This is a genomic window from Streptomyces sp. NPDC058773, from assembly GCF_042746015.1.
GTDB lineage: Bacteria > Actinomycetota > Actinomycetes > Streptomycetales > Streptomycetaceae > Streptomyces.
In genome coordinates this window covers 102,191-120,894 of record NZ_JBHYPE010000005.1, presented here as the reverse complement: position 1 = coordinate 120,894, position 18,704 = coordinate 102,191, and the positions used below count along the sequence as shown (strand labels likewise).

Genomic DNA, 18,704 nt, shown 5'->3' with positions numbered 1-18,704 from the left:
CCTAGACTCCGGTCCGTACAGATCGTCGAAGTCGTTGAACAATCACAGTCAGGGAGCGAGGGGCGGACGTGCCGGACGCGACCGTACGCACCACCGTCGCCGCGGACTACTTCCAGGGCTACTCGGTCGTCGGGCTCATCGCCGTGATCGGTGTGCTCTTTGTCGCCGTGGCTTTCGGGGCGGGGCGGCTGCTGCGGCCCGTGGTACCGACGCCGGAGAAGCTGCTGACGTACGAGTGCGGTGTGGACCCGGTCGGCGAAGGCTGGGCGCACACCCAGGTCCGCTATTACGTCTACGCGTTCCTCTACGTCATCTTCGCCGTTGACTCGATCTTCCTGTTCCCCTGGGCAACGGTCTTCGCCGCCCCCGGCTTCGGCGGCGTGACGCTGGTGGAGATGTTCATCTTCCTCGGCTTCCTCGCCGTCGGCCTGCTCTACGCATGGAAGAAGGGCGTCCTGGAATGGACGTGACCCCCGCCGCCAACAGCTCCGCGGCCGCGGCCGCAGGCGCCGCCCCCGAGTTCCTGCCGGAGCCCCGGCGCCTGGGCACCCTCGCCCGGCTCGCGCCGGAACCGATGAAGGTGGTCCTCAACTGGGGCCGCCGCTACAGCCTGTGGGTCTTCAACTTCGGCCTGGCCTGTTGTGCCATCGAGTTCATCGCCGCCTCCATGGCGCGCCACGACTTCATCCGGCTCGGCGTGATCCCGTTCGCGCCCGGCCCCCGCCAGGCCGACCTGATGGTCGTGTCCGGCACCGTCACCGACAAGATGGCGCCCGCGGTCAAGCGGCTCTACGAGCAGATGCCGGAGCCGAAGTACGTGATCTCCTTCGGGGCCTGCTCCAACTGCGGCGGCCCCTACTGGGACTCGTACTCCGTCACCAAGGGTGTCGACCAGATCATCCCGGTGGACGTGTACGTCCCGGGCTGCCCGCCGCGGCCGGAGGCGCTGCTGCAGGGCATCCTCAAGCTCCAGGAGAAGATCGCGCGCGAGTCGCTGGGCGAGCGGTACGCGAAGGGCGGCGCCGCCCGGCCCTCGGCCGCCGCGCTGCGCAGCGGGCTGGTCACGCCGCCCGCGCCGAAGCCGGCGGACGCGTCGCCGTCCGCGGACGCACCGAAGCCCGCGGGGGAGGAACCCCGATGAGCGAGCAGCAGCCCGAGCAGCCGCCGCACACCCCTGAGCAGCGGGACGCGGCGAGCGTGCAGCCCGAGCCGACGGCGGCCGAGCAGGCCCCCGCCGAGCAGACCCCCGCCGAGCCGGTCGTCGGCTGGCTGCCGGGCCCGGCGAGTGAGATCTTCGGCCCCGGAGCCACCGCGGAGCTGGCGTACGACCTGCTGACCGTCGACGTCCCCGTGAACAGCTGGCTCACCGCGCTGACCGCCGCCCGGGACGCCCTGGCCTGCCGCTACTTCGACTGGCTGAGCGCCGTCGACGAGCCCGGCACCGGCTTCCGGATCTGCGCCCACCTCGCCGACGTGGCGCGCCCCGGCACCGTGCGGCGGCTGATCGTACGGACGACCGTGCCGCATGATGCGGCCGCGCTGCCCACCGCCGTCGGTGTGTACGCGGGCGCGGGCTGGCACGAGCGGGAGACCCACGAGATGTTCGGGGTCGACTTCACCGGCCATCCGCACCTCGCTCCGCTGCTGCTCCCGGAGAACTTCGAAGGCCACCCGCTGCGCAAGGACTTCGTGCTGGCGGCGCGCGTTGCCAAGGCATGGCCCGGAGCCAAGGAGCCGGGGGAGCCTGAGCACGGCGGGCCCAAGCGGCGGCAGATGCTGCCCCCGGGCGTCCCGGACCCGAACGAGTGGGGCCCGCTGAAGGGCCAGCTGCCGCCCGCACCCGCACGTCCGGCACGGGGTGCGCGGGCGGCCGGCGGCGCGGCGGGCGAGCGCCCGGCACGGCGTACCCGCACGGCGGGCGCGGGCTCGGCCAGTCAGCAGGCGGCGGGGGAGGCAGCCGGAACTCCGGCGGCCCCGGCGGCCCCGGCCCGTGCCGAGCGCCCGGAGCGTCCGGCACGGCGTACCCGTTCGGCGAGCCAGGGGTCGGCCAGTCAGCAGCAGGCCGCGGAAACGACCGCCGAAGCGGCGCCGGAAGCGGCCGCGGCGACCCCCGAGACGTCCCCCACGGAGACCCCCGCGAAGGCGGCGCCCCCGCGCTCCTCCGACGCGCCCTGGCATCACGCCCGCCCGGCCTTCGACGAGCCGGAACGGAAGCCGGAGCCGGAGCCGGAGGCAAAGCCGGAGCCGGAGGCAAAGACGGAGCCGGAGGCAAAGCCGGAGCCGAAGCCGGATTCCGAGCCGAAGGCGGCGCCCGAGCGGAAGCCGGAGCCGAAACCGGCGCCCACCACGGAGCCGGAGTCCGAACCGGCCGCCACCCCTGAGCCCGACCCCACCCCCCAGGACCCGGCAGGAGGCGACACCCCATGAGCGACGCACTCGACATCGCGCTGCGCCTGCTCGCCGTCTTCGTCGTGTTCCTGGTCTTCCCCCTGGTCATCGGGCAGACCGAGCACAAGGTCATGGCCCATATGCAGGGCCGGCTCGGGCCGATGTACGCGGGCGGGTTCCACGGCTGGGCCCAGCTCGTCGCCGACGGTGTGAAGTTCGCGCAGAAGGAAGACATCGTGCCGGCCGGTGCCGACCGGCGGATCTTCCAGCTCGCGCCCGCCGTCGCGCTGCTGCCGTACCTCCTGGTCCTGGTGGCCATCCCGATAGGCCCGCACAACGCCGTGGGCCAGGCCCTGGATGCCGGGATCTTCTTCGTGCTCGCCGTCATGGGCGTCGGGGTGCTCGGCTCGCTGATGGCGGGCTGGGCCTCGGCGAACAAGTTCTCGCTGCTCGGCGGTCTGCGGACGGCCGCACAGCTGCTGGCGTACGAGCTGCCGATGCTGCTCGCCGCGGCCTCCGTCGCGATGGCGGCGGGCACGCTCTCGCTGCCCGGCATCATCGAGGCCTTCCACTGGTGGTGGGTGCCGTGGCAGATCGTCGGCGGCGTGGTCTTCTTCACCGCGGGGCTCGCCGAGCTCCAGCGGCCGCCGTTCGACATGCCGGTCGCCGACTCGGAGATCATCTTCGGCGCGTACACCGAGTACACCGGACTGCGCTTCGCGCTCTTCCTCCTCGCCGAGTACGCGGGCATCGTCGTCCTCTGCGCCCTGACCTCGGTCCTCTTCCTGGGCGGCTGGCACGGCCCGTTCGGCGCCGACGGCCTGGGCTGGCTGTGGACGCTGCTGAAGACCGTGATCCTCGCCTTCGGCGTCATCTGGCTGCGGGTGACCTATCCGCGGCTGCGCGAGGACCAGCTGCAGAAGCTCGCCTGGACGGTCCTCATCCCGCTCGCCCTCGCCCAGATCGCCCTCACCGGCGTCGTCAAGGTGGTGATCTCGTCATGAGCTTCCCCGGTTCCGGCCTCGCCAAGGGGCTGGCCGTCACCCTCCGGACGATGACGAAACGATCGGTCACCGCGCAGTACCCGGACGTCCAGCCCGACCTCCCGCCGCGGACCCGTGGCGTCATCGGGCTGTTCGAGGAGAACTGCACGGTCTGCATGCTGTGCGCCCGCGAGTGCCCGGACTGGTGCATCTACATCGACTCCCACAAGGAGACGGTGCCGCCGGCCGCCCCCGGAGGCCGCGAGCGCAGCCGCAACGTCCTGGACCGCTTCGCGATCGACTTCGCGCTGTGCATGTACTGCGGCATCTGCATCGAGGTCTGCCCCTTCGACGCGCTCTTCTGGTCACCGGAGTTCGAGTACGCCGAGACGGACATCCGCGAGCTGACCCACGAGCGGGACAAGCTCCGCGAGTGGATGTGGACGGTGCCCGAACCGCCGGCGCTCGACCCGGCGGCCGAGGAGCCCAAGGAGCTCGGTGCCGCCCGTAAGGCCGCCGACAAGCTCGCCGCCCAGCAGGCCGCGGAGGCCGAGGCACGGGCCGAGGCCGCGGCCGGGGACCAGGACCGACCGGACACCCCAGGGGAGGGCACGTGACGCTCGCCGCCACCGCAGCCGGCCAGGGCTTCCTGTCGCCCACCGGTGTCGAGATCGCCTTCGTCCTCGTCGGCATCGCCACCCTCGGCGCGGCCGTCATCACCGTCACCACCCGGCAGCTGGTGCACGCCGCCCTCTGGCTGGTCGTCGCGCTCGGCGGGATCGCCGTCGAATACCTCCTCCTCACGGCCGAGTTCATCGCCTGGGTACAGGTGCTGATCTACGTCGGCTCGGTCGTCGTGCTGCTGCTCTTCGGGCTGATGCTCACCAAGGCGCCCATCGGCCGTTCCCCGGACGCCGATTCGGGCAACCGCTGGGCCGCGCTCGCGGTGGCCCTCGCCTCGGCCGCCGCACTGGTCTGGGTCGTCGTGGACGCCTTCCGCGCCACCTGGATCAGCTTCGGCGGCGCCGCACAGGGCTCCACGGAAGCCTCCGGGCGCAGCCTCTTCCAGTACTGGGTGCTGCCCTTCGAGGCGCTGTCCGTACTGCTGCTCGCCGCGCTCGTCGGGGCGATCGTGCTGTCCCGCAGGACGGGGGAGGGCAGGGCCGCGGCGGCGGACCTCCCGCACACCGCCTCCCGCGCTCCGTCCGCCCCCGCCCCACGAGAGGACCAGCGCTGATGCATCTCGCCTATCCGGCCGTCCTCGCCGTCCTCCTCTTCTGCACCGGCCTGTACGGCGTGCTCGCCCGCCGCAACGCGATCCTGGTGCTGATGTCCGTCGAGCTGATGCTCAACGCCGTCAACCTCAACCTCGTCGCCTTCGACGTCTGGCTGCGCGACACCCTGCACAGCGGACAGGCGCTCACCCTCTTCACCATCGCCATCGCCGCCGCGGAGATCGGCATCGGGCTGGCGATCGTGCTGCTCGTCTACCGCAACCGCGGCAGCTCCGACATCGACCGGCTCCGCGACCTCGCCGAGAAGGCGGACGCCGGGGACGGGGAGCCGCGGCCGGACACCACGGCGGAGGCCGCCGCGTGACCCTCACGACCACTGCCGTTCTCGTTCCCCTCCTGCCCTTCCTCGGGGCCGTCGCCGGTCTCCTCCTGGGCCGCCGGGCGCCCGGCTTCGTCCGGCCGCTGGCCGTGCTGCCGACGCTGGCCACGGCCGCGCTGGCGGTGACCGTCGCGATCGGACAGGGCACCGGCCCGGCCACCGACATCGCCACTCAGCTCACCCCGACCGGCTCGATCCCCATCGACCTGGCCCTGCACATCGACGGCTTCGCCGCGCTGCTGGCCGTCCTGGTCGGGGTCGTGGCGTCCTGTGTGCAGCTCTACTCCACGGCCTATCTGCGCGACGATCCGCGCTACCCCTCCTATGCCGCGCTGGTCTCGCTCTTCACCTCCGCGATGCTGCTGGTCGTCTACACCGGCGACCTGATGCTGCTGCTGGTCGGCTGGGAAGTCATGGGCCTGTGCTCCTACTTCCTCGTCGGCCACTACTGGGAGACCGAGGCCGCCCGCGCCGCCTCCCTCAAGGCCTTCCTCGTCACCAAGCTCGGTGACGTCCCCTTCCTCTTCGGCATCTTCGCGCTGGCCGCCGACGCCGGAACCTTCCGCATCACCGGAATCCTCGGCACCGTCACCAGCGGCGGCCTGGACCACCCGACACTGATCGCGCTGCTGCTGCTGGCCGGTGTCGCGGGCAAGTCGGCGCAGTTCCCGCTGCACACCTGGCTCCCGGACGCGATGGCCGGCCCGACGCCCGTCTCGGCGCTGATCCACGCCGCGACGATGGTGGCGGCCGGTATCTATGTCGTGGCGCGTCTCCTCCCCGTCTTCGCCGCCTCCGCGACAGCGCTGGTGGTGATGGCCGTCATGGCCGCGATCACCATGGTCGGCTCCGGTCTCGCCGCGCTGGCCCAGGACGACATCAAGCGCGTCCTGGCCTATTCGACGGTCGGCCAGCTCGGCTACATGCTCGGCGCGCTGGCCGTCGGCGACCGCGGCGCCGCCGTCTTCCACCTCATCTCGCACGGTGCCTTCAAGGCCCTCCTCTTCCTCGGCGCGGGCGTGATCATCCACGCCGCGGGCACCAACTCGCTGGCCGCGATGTCCCGGATGAGCGGCCTGCCCCGGCGCATCCCGGATGCCTACTGGACCGTGACCGTCGCGCTGCTCGCGCTCGCCGCGATCCCGCCGTTCGCCGGCTTCTTCTCCAAGGAAGCCGTCCTGGGCGCCGCCGAGCACGCCGCGACCGGTGCGGCGCACGGCATCCCCGGCGCGGCCGGCTGGACCGTCCTGGTCTCCGGACTGCTCACCGCCCTCCTCACCGCGGCCTACGCCACCCGGCTGTGGCTGCTGGCCTTCCGGGGCAAGGGCGTCGAGGTTCCCGACCACGGCCCGCAGCCGGTCGTCATGAACGCCGTCCTGTGGGTGCTCTTCGCCCCGACCGTCGCGCTCGGCCTCGCCGCCCCCCTGCTGCCCGACTGGTTCGACGGGCGTTCGCTCGCGCCGACCCTTACCACCTCCGTCCTGGGCACCGGCATCGCCCTCGTCGGCGGCCTGGTCACCTACGCGACCTGGCGCCACACCACGGCCCTGGCCGCCCGCACCCCCCTCGGCGCGGTCGTCACCGACCCGGACGCCCCGCCCGGCCTCGCCGAGGAGACGGCCATCGCCACCCACGCCCCGGTCTACGGAAGCGTCGCCGGCGCCCCGGACCCGGCCGACCCCGGCCGCCTCCTCCTCGGCCCGCTGCAGCCGCACGCCGCCGTTGGCTTCCACCTCGACGCCGTCTACTCCGCGCTGTTCGTCCGGCCCGTACGCGCCGCCGCCACGCTCGTCCGCTTCCTGGACCGCGAGGTCGTCGACACCTACGTCCGCGGCGCCGGCGCCGCGCCGGGCTGGCTGGGCGCCGCCGTCCGCCGGGCCCAGACCGGGAACGTGCAGACCTACCTGGGCGCGCTGCTCGCGGGCTCGCTCGTCCTGGCCGTCGCCGCCGTCCTGGTCGCCACGGGCACGGGAGCCTGACCGTGCTGCCATCCCCCGGGGGCCGCCCCCCGTACCCCCAGCCGACAGCCCTCGTGGCCTGCCTCGCCGGAGCCGAACCCCGCAGGAGGGCCTGACCCGTGAATCACACCGCCATGCAGCTTCTCCTCGCGGCCGTCGTCGTCCTCCCCCTGGTCGGCGCGCTCGCCGCACTGCTCCCGGCCCCGCCCGGCCTGCGCGGCAAGAACCCCGACCAGGCCGTGCTGCGCCACGGAGTGACCGTCACCGGCGTCGTGCTCGCCGCGGCGATCGCGCTGGCCGTGGGCTTCGACCGCGCCCACCCGGCCCGTATGCAGGCCACCACCGACCTCAGCTGGATCCCGGCGCTCGACATCCGCGTCCACCTCGGCATCGACGGCATCTCGCTCCCCCTCGTCGTCCTGACCGCGCTCCTGACCTTCCTCTGCGCGCTCTACTCCTACTTCCACATGCCAACGGGCCCGTCCCCCAAGGCATTTGTGGCCCTGTTGCTCACCCTTGAGGCCGGCACCCTCGCCACCTTCGCCGTCCTCGACCTGATGCTCTTCTTCCTCGCCTTCGAGACGGTCCTCATCCCGATGTACTTCCTCATCGCCCGCTGGGGCGGGGCGGGGAAGCAGGCGGCGGCCTGGAAGTTCATCCTCTACACGCTGCTCGGCTCCGTCGTGATGCTGCTCGGCCTCCTCCTCATCGGCGTGAAATCCGGCACCTTCGACATGGTGGCACTCGCCACTGACAACGGCCCGAATGCCCAGCTCAGCCACACGGTTCAGGTGCTGGCGGTGCTCGCCGTCGGCATCGGACTGGCCGTCAAGTCGCCGCTGTGGCCGCTGCACAGCTGGCTGCCCGACGCGCACACCGCCGCCCCCACCGTCGGCTCGGTGCTGCTGGCCGGCGTGCTGCTGAAGATGGGCACCTACGGCTTTGTGCGGATCGCGCTGCCCATCACGCCCGAGGGCATGCAGACCATCGCGCCGTACCTCGCCGCGCTGGCCGCCGTCGGCATCGTCTACGGATCGCTCGCCTGCCTCGCCCTCGTCCGCAAGGGCGCCAAGGGCGACCTCAAGCGCCTGATCGCGTACAGCTCCGTCGGCCACATGGGCTTCGTCCTGCTCGGCATCGCCAGCATGACCCCCACCGGCGTCAACGGCGCGCTGTTCGCCAACATCGCCCACGGCCTGATCACCGGCCTGCTCTTCTTCATGGTCGGCGCGCTCAAGGACCGCTACGGCAGCACCGACCTCGACGCCCTCGCGGGCAGCACCGGCGCCGCCCTCTACGGCCGGGCGCCGCGCTTCGGCGGGCTGCTCGCCTTCGGCGCCGTCGCCTCACTGGGCATCCCCGGACTCGCCGGGTTCTGGGGCGAGATGCTGGCGATGTTCGGCGCCTTCCGGCCGGCCGACGGCCTCAGCCGCCCCGCCTTCCTGACGTTCATGGTGCTGGCCGGTCTCGGCACCCTGCTGACGGCGGCCTATCTGCTGCTCGTCGTCCGCCGCGTCTGTATGGGCGGCACCCCGCACCTCGCCCCGACCGCACCCCTCGGCGCCGCCGACCCGGACGGTGAGGACCCGTCCGGACAGCCCGCACCGGTCCCCGCGATCCCCGACATCGCCCGCTACGAATACGCGGCCTGGACCCCCCTGGCCTTCCTCACCGTCCTCGCCGGACTGTGGCCCGCGGCCCTCCTCGGCCTCTCCGACCCGGCCGTCCAGCAGCTCCTCGGAGGCGGTAAGTGATGAGCTCGATCACCCCTCTGGTCCAGTCCGTCGACTGGCTCGCCCTCGCGCCGCCCACCCTCACCGCGGCCGTCGCCCTGGTGGTGCTCGTCGCCGACCTCTTCCTCCCGGCGGCCCGCAAGCCGCTGCTGGGCTGGATCGCCACGGCGGGACTCGCGGCCTCCGCGCTTCTCCTGCTGCCCCTCCTGGGGGGCGGCAGGAAAACCTTCTGCCTGCCCGCCCACCCGGACGTGTGCAGCTATGTGGCCGACCCGTTCACCCTGGTCATCCAGTTCCTGGTGCTCGGCGGGGCGCTGCTGACCGCCCTGCTGTCCATCGACACCATCAGGGACCAGGACCTGCCCACGGGCGAGTACTGGTTCCTGCTGCTGTCCTCGGCGGCCGGCGCCGCCCTGCTGCCCGCCTCCCGGGACCTCGCCACCCTGGTCATCGCCCTCGAAGTGGCCTCGCTGCCCGCCTTCGCGCTCGTCGGGCTGCGGCGCGGCGACCGGCTCTCCTCCGAGGCGGCGCTGAAATTCTTCCTGTCCTCGGTGGCCGCCACCGCCGTGATGCTGCTCGGCGTGAGCTTCCTGTACGCGACCACCGGCAGCCTGTACCTCTCCCGGGTGGCGCACGCCCTCACCGCGCTCCCCGATCCGCGGCTGGCCACTCTGGCGAGCGCCGGCGTCGCGCTCACCCTCGTCGGCTTCGCCTTCAAGACGGCCGCCGCCCCGTTCCACTTCTGGGTGCCGGACACCTACGTCGGCGCGCCGCTCCCCATTGCCGGCTACCTCTCCGTGGTCGGCAAGGCGGTCGGCTTCTCCGGCCTGATCCTCGTCACCGTCCAGGGCTTCCCGTCGTACGCGGACGTTTGGGGCCCGGCGCTGGCCGTCCTCGCCGGGCTCACCATGACCGTCGGCAACGTCGCGGCCCTCCGCCAGGACCCACGCCGCGCGCACAGCGCCGTACGCCTGCTCGCCTGGTCGTCGGTCGGCCAGGCCGGCTACCTCCTGGTGCCGCTCGCGGCGGCCGGCTACACCCGGGACCCGGCGCACGCCATCGGCTCCACCGTCGCCTACGCGCTGATGTACGCGGCCGTGAACCTCGGCGCCTTCGCCGTCGCCGCCCTGGTGGCCCGTACGCGCCCCGCCAACCGCCTCACCGACTACCGGGGGCTGTACGCCCGCCGCCCCCTGGCCGCGCTCGCCCTGGGCTTCTTCCTGCTGTGCCTGGCCGGGCTGCCGCCGGGCGTCATCGGCCTGTTCGCCAAGGTCACGGTCTTCTCCGTGGCCGTCGACGCGGGCCTGGCCTGGCTTGCGGTGATCATGGCCGTGAACGTCGTGATCGCGCTCTACTACTACCTGCAGTGGACCGCGGTCCTCTTCCGGGGAGCCGAGGCCGCCGAAGCGGCGCCTGAGGGGACCGACGCCGCCGAAGCGGAACAGCGGCCGTCCCGCGCCGCGATCCCGGCCCCCCTCGCCACCGCCATCGGCCTCGCCGCCGTCCTCGGCATCGCCCTCTCCGGCGCCCCGCAGCTCGTCCTGCGCTTCGCCTCCGGGGCGCTGCTCTGACGGGCCGGTCGAAACAGGCCGGGGACGGTCCCCGCACGCCCCGGCCGCCGACAGCGGCTCCCGGCCCGCCCCTACGGCGGCGGACCCCACCGGGCGCGGTTCCTGCCGCGCCCGGCCCCGCCGCGCGTGCACCGGGGAACCAGGCTCGTTCATCCCGCGTTGACCAGTGAGTAAGGGTCCACTGGACAGTGGAGACACGCAGCACAGGGTTCCCCTGCCGCACCGCTTGGAGGGCGTACCGTGCACCGCCGGCACAACGGGCTCAGGACCGCCGTACTCCTCGGGGGACTGTCCGCCCTCATCATCGTCATCGGCAGCTTCTTCGGCCGTACGGGCCTGATCATCGCCGTCGTCGTCGCCCTGGGCACCAACGCCTATGCGTACTGGAACAGCGACAAGCTCGCCCTGCGGGCCATGCGCGCCCGCCCGGTCAGCGAGTTCGAGGCCCCGCAGCTCTACCGCATGGTCCGCGAACTCTCCACCACGGCCCGCCGGCCCATGCCGCGCCTGTACCTCTCCCCGACCCAGGCGCCCAACGCCTTCGCCACCGGCCGCAACCCCCGCAACGCCGCGGTCTGCTGCACCGACGGCATCCTCCAGCTGCTCGACGAACGCGAGCTGCGCGGCGTCCTCGGCCATGAGCTCAGCCATGTCTACAACCGCGACATCCTGATCTCCTCCGTCGCGGGCGCCCTGGCCTCCGTCGTGCTGTTCCTCGTCAACTTCGCCTGGCTGATCCCCATAGGCCGCTCCGACGACGACGAGGGCCCCGGCCTGCTGGGCATGCTGCTGATCATGATCCTCGGGCCGGTGGCGGCCGGGCTTATCCAGCTCGCCGTCAGCCGCTCGCGCGAGTACCAGGCGGACGCCTCGGGCGCCCAGCTCACGGGCGACCCGCTGGCCCTGGCCTCCGCCCTGCGCAAGCTGGAGGCGGGCACCCAGCAGCTGCCGCTCCCGCCGGAGCCGCGGCTGGAGACCGCCGGCCACATGATGATCGCCAACCCCTTCCGGACGGGCGACGGCATGTCCCGGCTGTTCTCCACCCACCCCCCGATGCGCGAGCGCATCGCCCGTCTGGAGCGGATGGCGGGCCACCACCGGCCCTGAAGGGCCGTCCGCCGCGGGGAGCGGTGGCCGCCGCTGCCCGTCCGCCGCATCATGAACGCAACGCTTCACCCGGTCCAGGGCGTCTTGCCCGGCAGTTACGTTCTCCGCTGCGCCCGTGGAAGGCTGCTGATCATGAAGTTCATCCTCAACATCCTCTGGCTGGTCCTCAGCGGCTTCTGGCTGGCGCTCGGCTATGTCGCCGCGGGCATCATCTGCTGCATCCTCATCATCACGATCCCGTTCGGGATAGTTCCTCGGGTAGCAGCATCAGACGCGGGTCGAGCTCCACCTTTACCCGCATAGGAGGCAGCAACTCATCGGCGGGTAGCGGGCATTGGGTGGTCCCGCTGAGCGCTGCTGAGACTCGGGCCCAGATGCCGTTCTTGGACCAGGCCAGGAAGTGACTGGCGGCCGAGTGCGGGCGGGCGATCTCGGAGGGAAGTGCGTTCCACGACTTCCCGGTACGGGCCTTCCAGAAGATCGCGTTCACCGAACGGCGGACGGTGTCCCGGCGTCCCTTCGGCAGCAGAAGCGCGATCCGTTCCCAGTCGGCGTCGGAGAGGTCGGCGTCCGGAACCGTGGTGAAGCCGGCCGATCGGTACCACCGCTGGACGGGGCAGGGCACGCCGCCCTTGCGCACGGGTACCGGCCCCTTGATGAACACCTGCACTTTGAGCAGCGACATGTAGTCCGCTTGCCGGTATGCGTCCACTGCGGCGAGTTCTTCGCGAGCCATCTTGGCGATCTCTGCCAGCTCACGAGCCCTGTTTCCCGCGGCCTCCTTCTCCGCCAGCCAGTCGGCCGCATCGTCGCGCATGGCCTGCAACTGCGCACGCTCGGTTTGCAGGGCAGCGGTAGCAGCCTGGATGGCCTGGGGAGCGTCGTCCTGCCCGGCCGTGCTCTTGGCGGTGGCGACGATCACCGCCGTGATGGAGGAGTCAAGACGCGCGATCTGCTGATCCAGGTCAGCGATGCGCTGTCCGTGTGCCGAGACGTCGCCGTCGGCCATCCCCACCCATTCAGCAGCCAGCTCTTCCAGCTGGTTGGAGTCACCGAGTGCTTTCACGATCGCGGCCCACACTGCGGATTCCAGGGCCGGGGCGTCGATGTACGAGCAGTCGCACACCTCAGCCGTGAGGTCCTTGTCCTTCTTCCCGCTGCACCGGTAGAAGCGACCTCTCGGCTCCATCGATTCGCGGCTGTGCCCGGTATAAGGAGACCCGCACAGGCCGATGACCCGGCCGGACACGGGGTAGAAGGCACGGTTCCCGGAACTCTTCTTGGCTGTCGAAGCCACCCCTCGACGCAGCGCCGCCGCTTCCTCCTCGGAGAGGATGCGGGGGAGGGGGATGACGACACGGTCGCCCCACACGGTGTCGCCCTCGGCGTCGGTCGCCGCGTGATTGCCGCGGAATAGCACCACCCCGTCGAGCACCGGGCGCGACATGATCCGATCGCGGAGATTTGCGTGGGACCACGGTCGCCCGGAGCGAGTAGTGACACCCTCGGCGTTCAGCCGGATCGCGACCTGCCGCAAGTTCAGTCCGTCGTTCACCACCAGATCATGAACACGGCCGATTACCGCTGCCTCCGCCGAGTCGATGACGAGGCGTGAGAGCCCGACCTTTCCTTGATCTTCGATTCGGTAGCCGTAAGGAGGCCGCCCCCCGATGTGCGGGGAGTTCGGATCTTCCGCCTTTTCCTGAAGGCCGCCCTGCGTGCGCGCGCGGATCGTTTCCCACTCGGTTTCGGCGTAGTCCGCTTGCCGCCGCATTTCCTTGCGGCCACCGGCAGTGGTGTTGTCGATGTCGTCTTCCGCGATGGCGACGAAGATGCCGATATCTTCGAGCGCCCAGACCCACCGCCAGAAGGCGCGCCCGTTACGTCCGATCGCGCGCCCTTCTTTAACGACCACTACGTCAAAAGCGTCTTCTCGGGCCTCTGCCATTAGCTGGTTGAGTTGCGGGCGGTCTTCCGCCGCCAGGCTTCCGCTGACGCCGTCATCGACGTATGTGTCGATGTGCTCCCATTGCTTGCTCGCAATGTACTTGGCGGTCTTGCGGCCTTGGCTCGCGACGCCGTAACCCTTCCGCTGTTCTTCGGTCGACACCCGGAGGTAGTCAACCGCCCTGAGAGTACGCCCGGCGATCGCGCGGGAGGCTACATCGGTTGCTCCGCGCTTCAATGTGGTTCTATTGGCCATGTCGACTCCTACCAGTCGGCCAGCCCCGGGACGGTTGCAGCCGTCGCCGGGGCGCGTTGTTGTACGACAGCGTATCGCCAAGAACTGACGCTGAGTTGGGACTATCGGACATTGCCCGCGCTGCGTGTGCTGGAGCCGAAGAGCAACCGCAAAAGTCGCTGCCACTCAGCTGGAGTGAGCTTCTGTCCCTTCTTGACCACTACCTCAACTCGTTGCATGCCGACCCCCGTCAACCGCTCCGCACCGTCCATGCCGGTCTGGAAGGCGTTCCTCTCGCGCTATCTCGCGACTGCGGGCGAGGTCTTCGGCGACACCGGCGGCGATGAGGGCCGCACCGGGGGAGTGGCCGGAGCCGGCATAGCGCCAGTGCGCATCAGTTATGGCATCGGGAATTCCGGCGGCGCCCTCCCTGGCGGTGGCACCCTGGTACTCGGCACGCTCGGCGCGCAGAGCTGCATAAGTCGTGGAGTAGACACGGGATTTGGTGAGGATGTGTCCCCGGTAGCCGAGGGTGTGAGCCCAAGCGCGCAAGCGCAACGGCGCCGACTCGGGGAGGCCGCCGAGCCGCCAGCAGGTGTGGATGAGGGTCCGGACGTGAGCTGAAAACCGGCCGGTGGGGATGTCATCCGGGCTGGTGATCGGGTGGTCGAGGCCGATGGCGGTGTCGGCTGCTCCCTTGGTGACGTACTTGGCGACGTAAGCGGCTACGGCGTCGTCGGCCAGGCCCTCATGTCCGCCGAAAGCGCGGAGCGGCCGGACATCGAGTTGGGAGCCCCAGCGCAGTTCGTGTTCTCCCAGAGCCCGGCTGTACGGAGTGCGCAGGTTGACCGCTGCGGCGGAAGTTCGTACAGCGGTGCCGAGGACATCAGCCGTCGCCCACGCCGGCGGCGGATCACCAGGCCCCTCCGCGCCGTCGAGACGTACGACCGCGTGTACGTGGAGGGCGGCGCGCTTTTGGTACTCGGCGACTTTGGCGTAGGAGATGCGGAGCGTGCGGCGCAGGCCAGTGCGGGTGCGTCCAGTGCGGGCGGCGAGGTGGTTGTAGAGGTTGTCCGTGAATGCCTTCCATAGCCGTCCAGCGTGCGCGTGCCACAGGACGTGTGCCGGGTAGTCGTAGCAGCCCGGGCACAGGGGTTGTCCGGCGAGCGGATCGGCGGGGTCGTGGGTGGCCGGGCAGCCGAGCGGCCGACCGTGTTCGCAGCGGCCGGTTTTACGGCGGGGGTGGCACCGCTCGTTGTCTGTGGTGACGCGGTGCACGGGCCCGAATGAGGGGGCGGTGAGGGTCACGAACAGCCGGGGACGCTCCCGTACATCCACCGGTACTGCCTTGCCGCCGACCAGTCCCGCGCGGACCAGGTGGAAGGTGTCGCCCGCGTGTAGCCGAGAGCAGGGGGCGCAGACGGTTGCTCGGCGGTTTCGGCACCGGACGAGCAGCCGTTCGCCGGGTTCATGGGCGGTGTCGTAGTGGTGCAGGATCTCGCTGGTCACGCCGTCGCGGGTGGTGGTGGCGCCCTTGAGGTGGATCGGGTGGGCACAGCCGCCGGTAGCGGTGATCTGTGCCATCCAGCGGCCGAAGTCAGGGTTTTGGACGAGGCGGATCAGGTCTTGGTCGACTTCTGAGAGCTGACGGAGGCGCGCCGCGCGGTTGAGTGCGGCGCGCCGGTCAGCCGAGGTGATCTCGGCGGTGATGGTGGGGACCTCCCGGGGTGGGCCGCCGAAGCGGCACGGATGCTGGCGGTTGGGTGGGATGGGTCCACGGCGGTCACTCCTTGGGCTCGGTTGGACGGGTGGTTAGCGGATGGTTCCGGTGCCCCGGCAGCAGCGGCAGCGCTGTCGGCGGCCAGAGCGGGTTTTGCAGGAGCGCTGCCCCTTGCAGACGGGGCAGCGGACGCGGCGCATGGGCATGGCTTGGCGTCTTTCTGGTTGTCAGGTGCGGGTGACGACGGAGATGAACCAGTGCACGAGGCCGTCTGCGGCGAAGACCAAGGGGGTCTGGCCCACGTACATGCCGAACAGGGCGATCAGGGCCGCCTCCCACCACTTGACGTCGCGGGAGCGGACGAGGAGCACGGTGATGATCCCGAAGACCAGGGCCAGCAGTACGGCTGACTGCTCACTCATACGAGCGTCCCCCCTCCAGGTGTGTGTGCCAGGAACGGCGGGCGAGGCGTCATCCTGGCGAACTCTGCCGCCGCCGCTCGTGCTTCAGCCGGCGTGGTCAGATGGGACCGGCCACGCATCCAGCCGCCCATGTCGCCAGTGGTGACAGCGACTCCGCGTTCCGCCTCACCGATGGACTGCGCGACCACTACCGCGTCCTTGTTCAAGTCGCCCAGCGCCATCTCGGCGGTACCGGGGTCGTTGACCCGGTGGCAGATCCGGCCGCTCAGTTGTGCCCGTAGTGCGGTGACGCCGGGCCCGAGGTCCGAGCCCACGCGTTGGCCGGCCACCACCAGGTGCATGCCCAGGGCTGCACCAAGCTGCGCAAGCCGCAGGAGGTAGGTCGTGCACTCCTCGGCTTCGGCGCGCTGTTCCTTGCTGCCGTTGGTCAGGTACAGCTCCGCCAGTTCATCGACGATCACGACGACCGGGACGGGTCGCGCCTTCTCGGGCAGTTCCCAGATCGAGCGGGCTCCAGCGAAGCGGCACTTCCTCATGCGGTCCTGCATTTCGGCGACCAGCGCAGCCAGCACGGTGACCGCCTCGCTGCGGCAGGTGGCCAGAGCCGAGAGCCGCATTTCCAGCAGCCCCAGTTCCATACCGCCCTTGCAGTCGACACCGACCAGGGCGACCGGTTGCGGAGCAAGTTCGGTGACCAGCCGCGCCACCAACGTGGACTTCCCCGATTGCGTCGCGCCGACGATCAACCAGTGCGGCACCCGCCTGAAGTCCATCCCCCAGGCACGGCCGCTCTCCAGCGTGCCGACGATCGCCGACAACAGCTCCGCCGACCCCGCCGCAGGGCTGTCCGTGCTCTCCAGCGGGTCGCGAGCCGTTGCCGTGATCAACACGACGCCGCGTTCCGGGGAGACGACGCGCACCGAATGGACCCGCCAAGCGTGCGCGAAGGCGTCGGACGACGCGAGGAAGGGTGCCGGAGTCTGCCCAGCATGCAGCCGGACGCGCACTTCCAGCCCATACGGTGTGGCACGCGGGAACGACAGGCGCGGGGTGCGCGTGCGCAGCGGCTCGCCCTTGACCTCCAGGTCACCCAGGACGCGCCTGTTCGGTTTGTGGGAGACGGTCAGGCCGTTGAGATAGGCGACCCGGTGCCAGGTGATCACCAGGCGCAGCGCGGTGAGGGGGTAGCCGACGAGGTACCAGTGCCACTGCGGCCGCCGCCGTTGCAGCTCGTTGCCGAAAACCAGCACCCAGATCAGCAGCGCGAGGGCACAGGTGAACAGGATCGACTCCATCAGGCGCCACCGCCCTTGCCGGCGGAACCGGCAGTCGCAGCAGACGCAGCAGGTACGGGGGTGATGGCGGATGCTCGGAAGCTGATTCCGTGCCGGTCGCCCATGGCCCACGCGAAGGCTTCCATGCCGGTCACGCGCACTTCGGTGCCTTCCACGATGCCCTTGGGTTCGCCGGGAACGGCGATCTCGATCACCGAGACCCGCCGCCGGTCCTGACGAACCGTCACACCGACGGTGTAGATGGTGTTTCCGTCCCGGTCCTTCTTGACCTCCTTGGTCTCGAAGTTCCCGATCTTCGGTTCAGGCCCGACGGCGCACCGCAGTACGCCGAGTCGAGAGGTGTCCACAGGGATGGACTGCATGAGTCTGGGCCTCCTTGGGCACTCAGAGATTAGACGTCACGTGACGTCACTCGTGCTTACGAGTTGCCTCCACTATGCATCTCTTGACCCGCCAGGGCAAGAACTTATGCTTACGAGTGACGTCAGATAACGTCATGGAAGACGACAACAGTTGATGAGGAGACCCGCCATGGGAGAGATCCAGCGACCCGGCGCGCTGTACCAGCAGGTTGCCGCCGAGATCCGTAACGGCATCGTCGAAGGCGAGTACAAGGCCGGTGCCCCTCTCCCCTCCGAAGCCCAGCTCATCGAGCGGTACGGGGTCAGCCGCCCGACCGTGCGCAAGGCCATCTCCGCACTTCGCGCTGAAGGACTGATCGAGGTGATCCACGGCAAGGGCAGCTACGTCCGCGCGCTCCCCGCTCCGGCGGTGAACATCGAGCGGACCATCACCCGCAGCGGCAAGAACTTCCGCACCGGCCACCACAGCTGGCAGCAGATCGAGGACCCCACCGTCTACCGCACCACGACCACGGCGACCACGGGCCCGCTGCTCAAACTCGCCGAAGGGGAAGCACTGTTCGCCGTCGATCGATTGCTGTCCGACCCGCACACCGACACGCGCGCCCTGCACCGCGTGCTCATCCCGTTCGCTACGGCCGCCGACGAGGCCGACCAGCTAGGCGAAGCACCGGACACCGAACCGGAGCAGATCTACGCCCTTCTCACCGCGGCCGGGCACAAGCTCACCTGGGACGAGACCGTGAGCGCCCGCATGCCCCTGCCCGACGAGCGCAACACGCTGCGGGTCCCCGACGCCACTCCGATCCTCCAAGCCTCACGCGTCACCCTCGGAACCGACCGCCGCCCCCTGATCCTCGAAGAGCTGCGCACCGGCGCCGACCGCGCCCAACTCGCCTACCACCTCACCGCCGACAGCCCCCGCGCCCTCCACGCCGTCTGAGCCCGCCGCCCGGCAACTGTCGAAACCTGTCTTCACTTACTCAAGGGCGCGCCCCTGGCGCGCCGGGCGGTCCGGCCGCCCCGCCGGGCTGCGGCCTGCCGGCCGGTCCCGGCGGACGCCCCACCGCCCGCGCCGGCACGGCCCTTAACGTCTGAAGCGCCTTCTCGCCTCAGGCACGGCGGAACCATCGAGCGGCTCACATGGCGGGTGCTCTGCCGAGTGCCGCTTTCATCGTTGCGCGCATCAAAGAGGCCGGCTACGAGGGGAGAGGTGGGGGGCGCGGGTCCGGAGATCGCACTGCCCCGGCCGTGAAAGCTGGGCACCGTACTCCCGCCGTCACCGATGCAGGCGCGCGAGGAGACCGAACGGCCCGGCTGTGGCTGCGGGGGAGCGGGCAGCTGCCGCGCTGTGGTTGAGCCCGTCGTG

Annotated in this window: 17 protein-coding genes and 1 pseudogene; 13 read left to right on the top strand and 5 right to left on the bottom strand. The window is 70.7% G+C overall.

The genetic code is table 11. From position 1 onward, the window contains the following. Positions 1-68: 68 nt before the first annotated feature. From ACFW5B_RS06745 to ACFW5B_RS06690, 12 genes and pseudogenes are all read left to right on the top strand, one after another. The gene (locus ACFW5B_RS06745) at positions 69-470 is read left to right on the top strand and encodes an NADH-quinone oxidoreductase subunit A (RefSeq protein WP_386434242.1); all 402 of its coding nucleotides are present in this window, start codon (positions 69-71) and stop codon (positions 468-470) included. Further along, positions 461-1,141: an NADH-quinone oxidoreductase subunit B gene (locus tag ACFW5B_RS06740; protein WP_386434239.1), complete on the top strand. Its 681-nt coding sequence runs from the start codon at positions 461-463 to the stop codon at positions 1,139-1,141. Before ACFW5B_RS06745 ends, ACFW5B_RS06740 begins: the two co-directional genes overlap by 10 nt. Beyond that, entirely contained in the window at positions 1,138-2,427 is a 1,290-nt protein-coding gene (locus ACFW5B_RS06735) for an NADH-quinone oxidoreductase subunit C (protein ID WP_386434236.1), read from the top strand. Before ACFW5B_RS06740 ends, ACFW5B_RS06735 begins: the two co-directional genes overlap by 4 nt. Continuing rightward, the gene (locus ACFW5B_RS06730; RefSeq protein ID WP_362605857.1) at positions 2,424-3,392 is read left to right on the top strand and encodes a complex I subunit 1 family protein; all 969 of its coding nucleotides are present in this window, start codon (positions 2,424-2,426) and stop codon (positions 3,390-3,392) included. Before ACFW5B_RS06735 ends, ACFW5B_RS06730 begins: the two co-directional genes overlap by 4 nt. Continuing rightward, entirely contained in the window at positions 3,389-3,988 is a 600-nt protein-coding gene (locus ACFW5B_RS06725; protein WP_386434232.1) for a NuoI/complex I 23 kDa subunit family protein, read from the top strand. The genes ACFW5B_RS06730 and ACFW5B_RS06725 overlap by 4 nt, the downstream gene beginning before the upstream one ends. Continuing rightward, positions 3,985-4,608, top strand: coding sequence for an NADH-quinone oxidoreductase subunit J (locus tag ACFW5B_RS06720; RefSeq protein WP_386434229.1), 624 nt, complete (start codon positions 3,985-3,987; stop codon positions 4,606-4,608). The genes ACFW5B_RS06725 and ACFW5B_RS06720 overlap by 4 nt, the downstream gene beginning before the upstream one ends. After that, positions 4,608-4,970 (top strand): NADH-quinone oxidoreductase subunit NuoK, encoded by a 363-nt coding sequence (gene nuoK, locus ACFW5B_RS06715; protein ID WP_386434227.1) that lies wholly within the window; start codon positions 4,608-4,610, stop codon positions 4,968-4,970. The genes ACFW5B_RS06720 and nuoK overlap by 1 nt, the downstream gene beginning before the upstream one ends. Further along, complete coding sequence (locus ACFW5B_RS06710; protein WP_386434224.1) at positions 4,967-6,964, top strand: NADH-quinone oxidoreductase subunit L; 1,998 nt, start codon at positions 4,967-4,969, stop codon at positions 6,962-6,964. Before nuoK ends, ACFW5B_RS06710 begins: the two co-directional genes overlap by 4 nt. A gap of 113 nt (positions 6,965-7,077) precedes the next feature. Beyond that, entirely contained in the window at positions 7,078-8,697 is a 1,620-nt protein-coding gene (locus tag ACFW5B_RS06705) for a NuoM family protein (protein ID WP_386434579.1), read from the top strand. Continuing rightward, the gene (locus tag ACFW5B_RS06700) at positions 8,697-10,247 is read left to right on the top strand and encodes an NADH-quinone oxidoreductase subunit N (protein WP_386434222.1); all 1,551 of its coding nucleotides are present in this window, start codon (positions 8,697-8,699) and stop codon (positions 10,245-10,247) included. Before ACFW5B_RS06705 ends, ACFW5B_RS06700 begins: the two co-directional genes overlap by 1 nt. A 240-nt stretch (positions 10,248-10,487) precedes the next feature. Beyond that, on the top strand, positions 10,488-11,354 hold the full coding sequence (gene htpX / locus ACFW5B_RS06695) for a zinc metalloprotease HtpX (RefSeq protein WP_386434219.1): 867 nt from the start codon (positions 10,488-10,490) through the stop codon (positions 11,352-11,354). Between the two features lie 132 nt (positions 11,355-11,486). Then, positions 11,487-11,603: pseudogene (locus tag ACFW5B_RS06690) on the top strand (YccF domain-containing protein); the annotation flags it as partial. Here ACFW5B_RS06690 and ACFW5B_RS06685 read toward each other — a convergent pair. The 5 genes from ACFW5B_RS06685 to ACFW5B_RS06665 all read right to left on the bottom strand — a co-directional run bounded on the left by ACFW5B_RS06685 (position 11,584) and on the right by ACFW5B_RS06665 (position 17,335). After that, positions 11,584-13,557, bottom strand: coding sequence for a recombinase family protein (locus ACFW5B_RS06685; RefSeq protein ID WP_386434217.1), 1,974 nt, complete (start codon positions 13,555-13,557; stop codon positions 11,584-11,586). The pseudogene ACFW5B_RS06690 and the gene ACFW5B_RS06685 overlap by 20 nt on opposite strands. Positions 13,558-13,761: 204 nt before the next feature. Beyond that, positions 13,762-15,234, bottom strand: a complete 1,473-nt coding sequence (locus ACFW5B_RS06680; RefSeq protein WP_386434576.1) for a replication initiator — start codon at positions 15,232-15,234, stop codon at positions 13,762-13,764. 249 nt (positions 15,235-15,483) lie between these two features. Then, a complete protein-coding gene (locus tag ACFW5B_RS06675) occupies positions 15,484-15,678 on the bottom strand; it encodes a hypothetical protein (RefSeq protein ID WP_386434214.1) in 195 nt (64 codons plus the stop codon). Continuing rightward, on the bottom strand, positions 15,675-16,973 hold the full coding sequence (locus ACFW5B_RS06670; RefSeq protein WP_386434211.1) for an FtsK/SpoIIIE domain-containing protein: 1,299 nt from the start codon (positions 16,971-16,973) through the stop codon (positions 15,675-15,677). Before ACFW5B_RS06670 ends, ACFW5B_RS06675 begins: the two co-directional genes overlap by 4 nt. After that, positions 16,973-17,335, bottom strand: a complete 363-nt coding sequence (locus ACFW5B_RS06665; protein ID WP_386434208.1) for a hypothetical protein — start codon at positions 17,333-17,335, stop codon at positions 16,973-16,975. The genes ACFW5B_RS06670 and ACFW5B_RS06665 overlap by 1 nt, the downstream gene beginning before the upstream one ends. Positions 17,336-17,504: 169 nt before the next feature. Between ACFW5B_RS06665 and ACFW5B_RS06660 the strand changes: the two genes are divergently transcribed. Next, complete coding sequence (locus ACFW5B_RS06660) at positions 17,505-18,278, top strand: GntR family transcriptional regulator (protein WP_386434205.1); 774 nt, start codon at positions 17,505-17,507, stop codon at positions 18,276-18,278. Positions 18,279-18,704 lie beyond the last annotated feature (426 nt).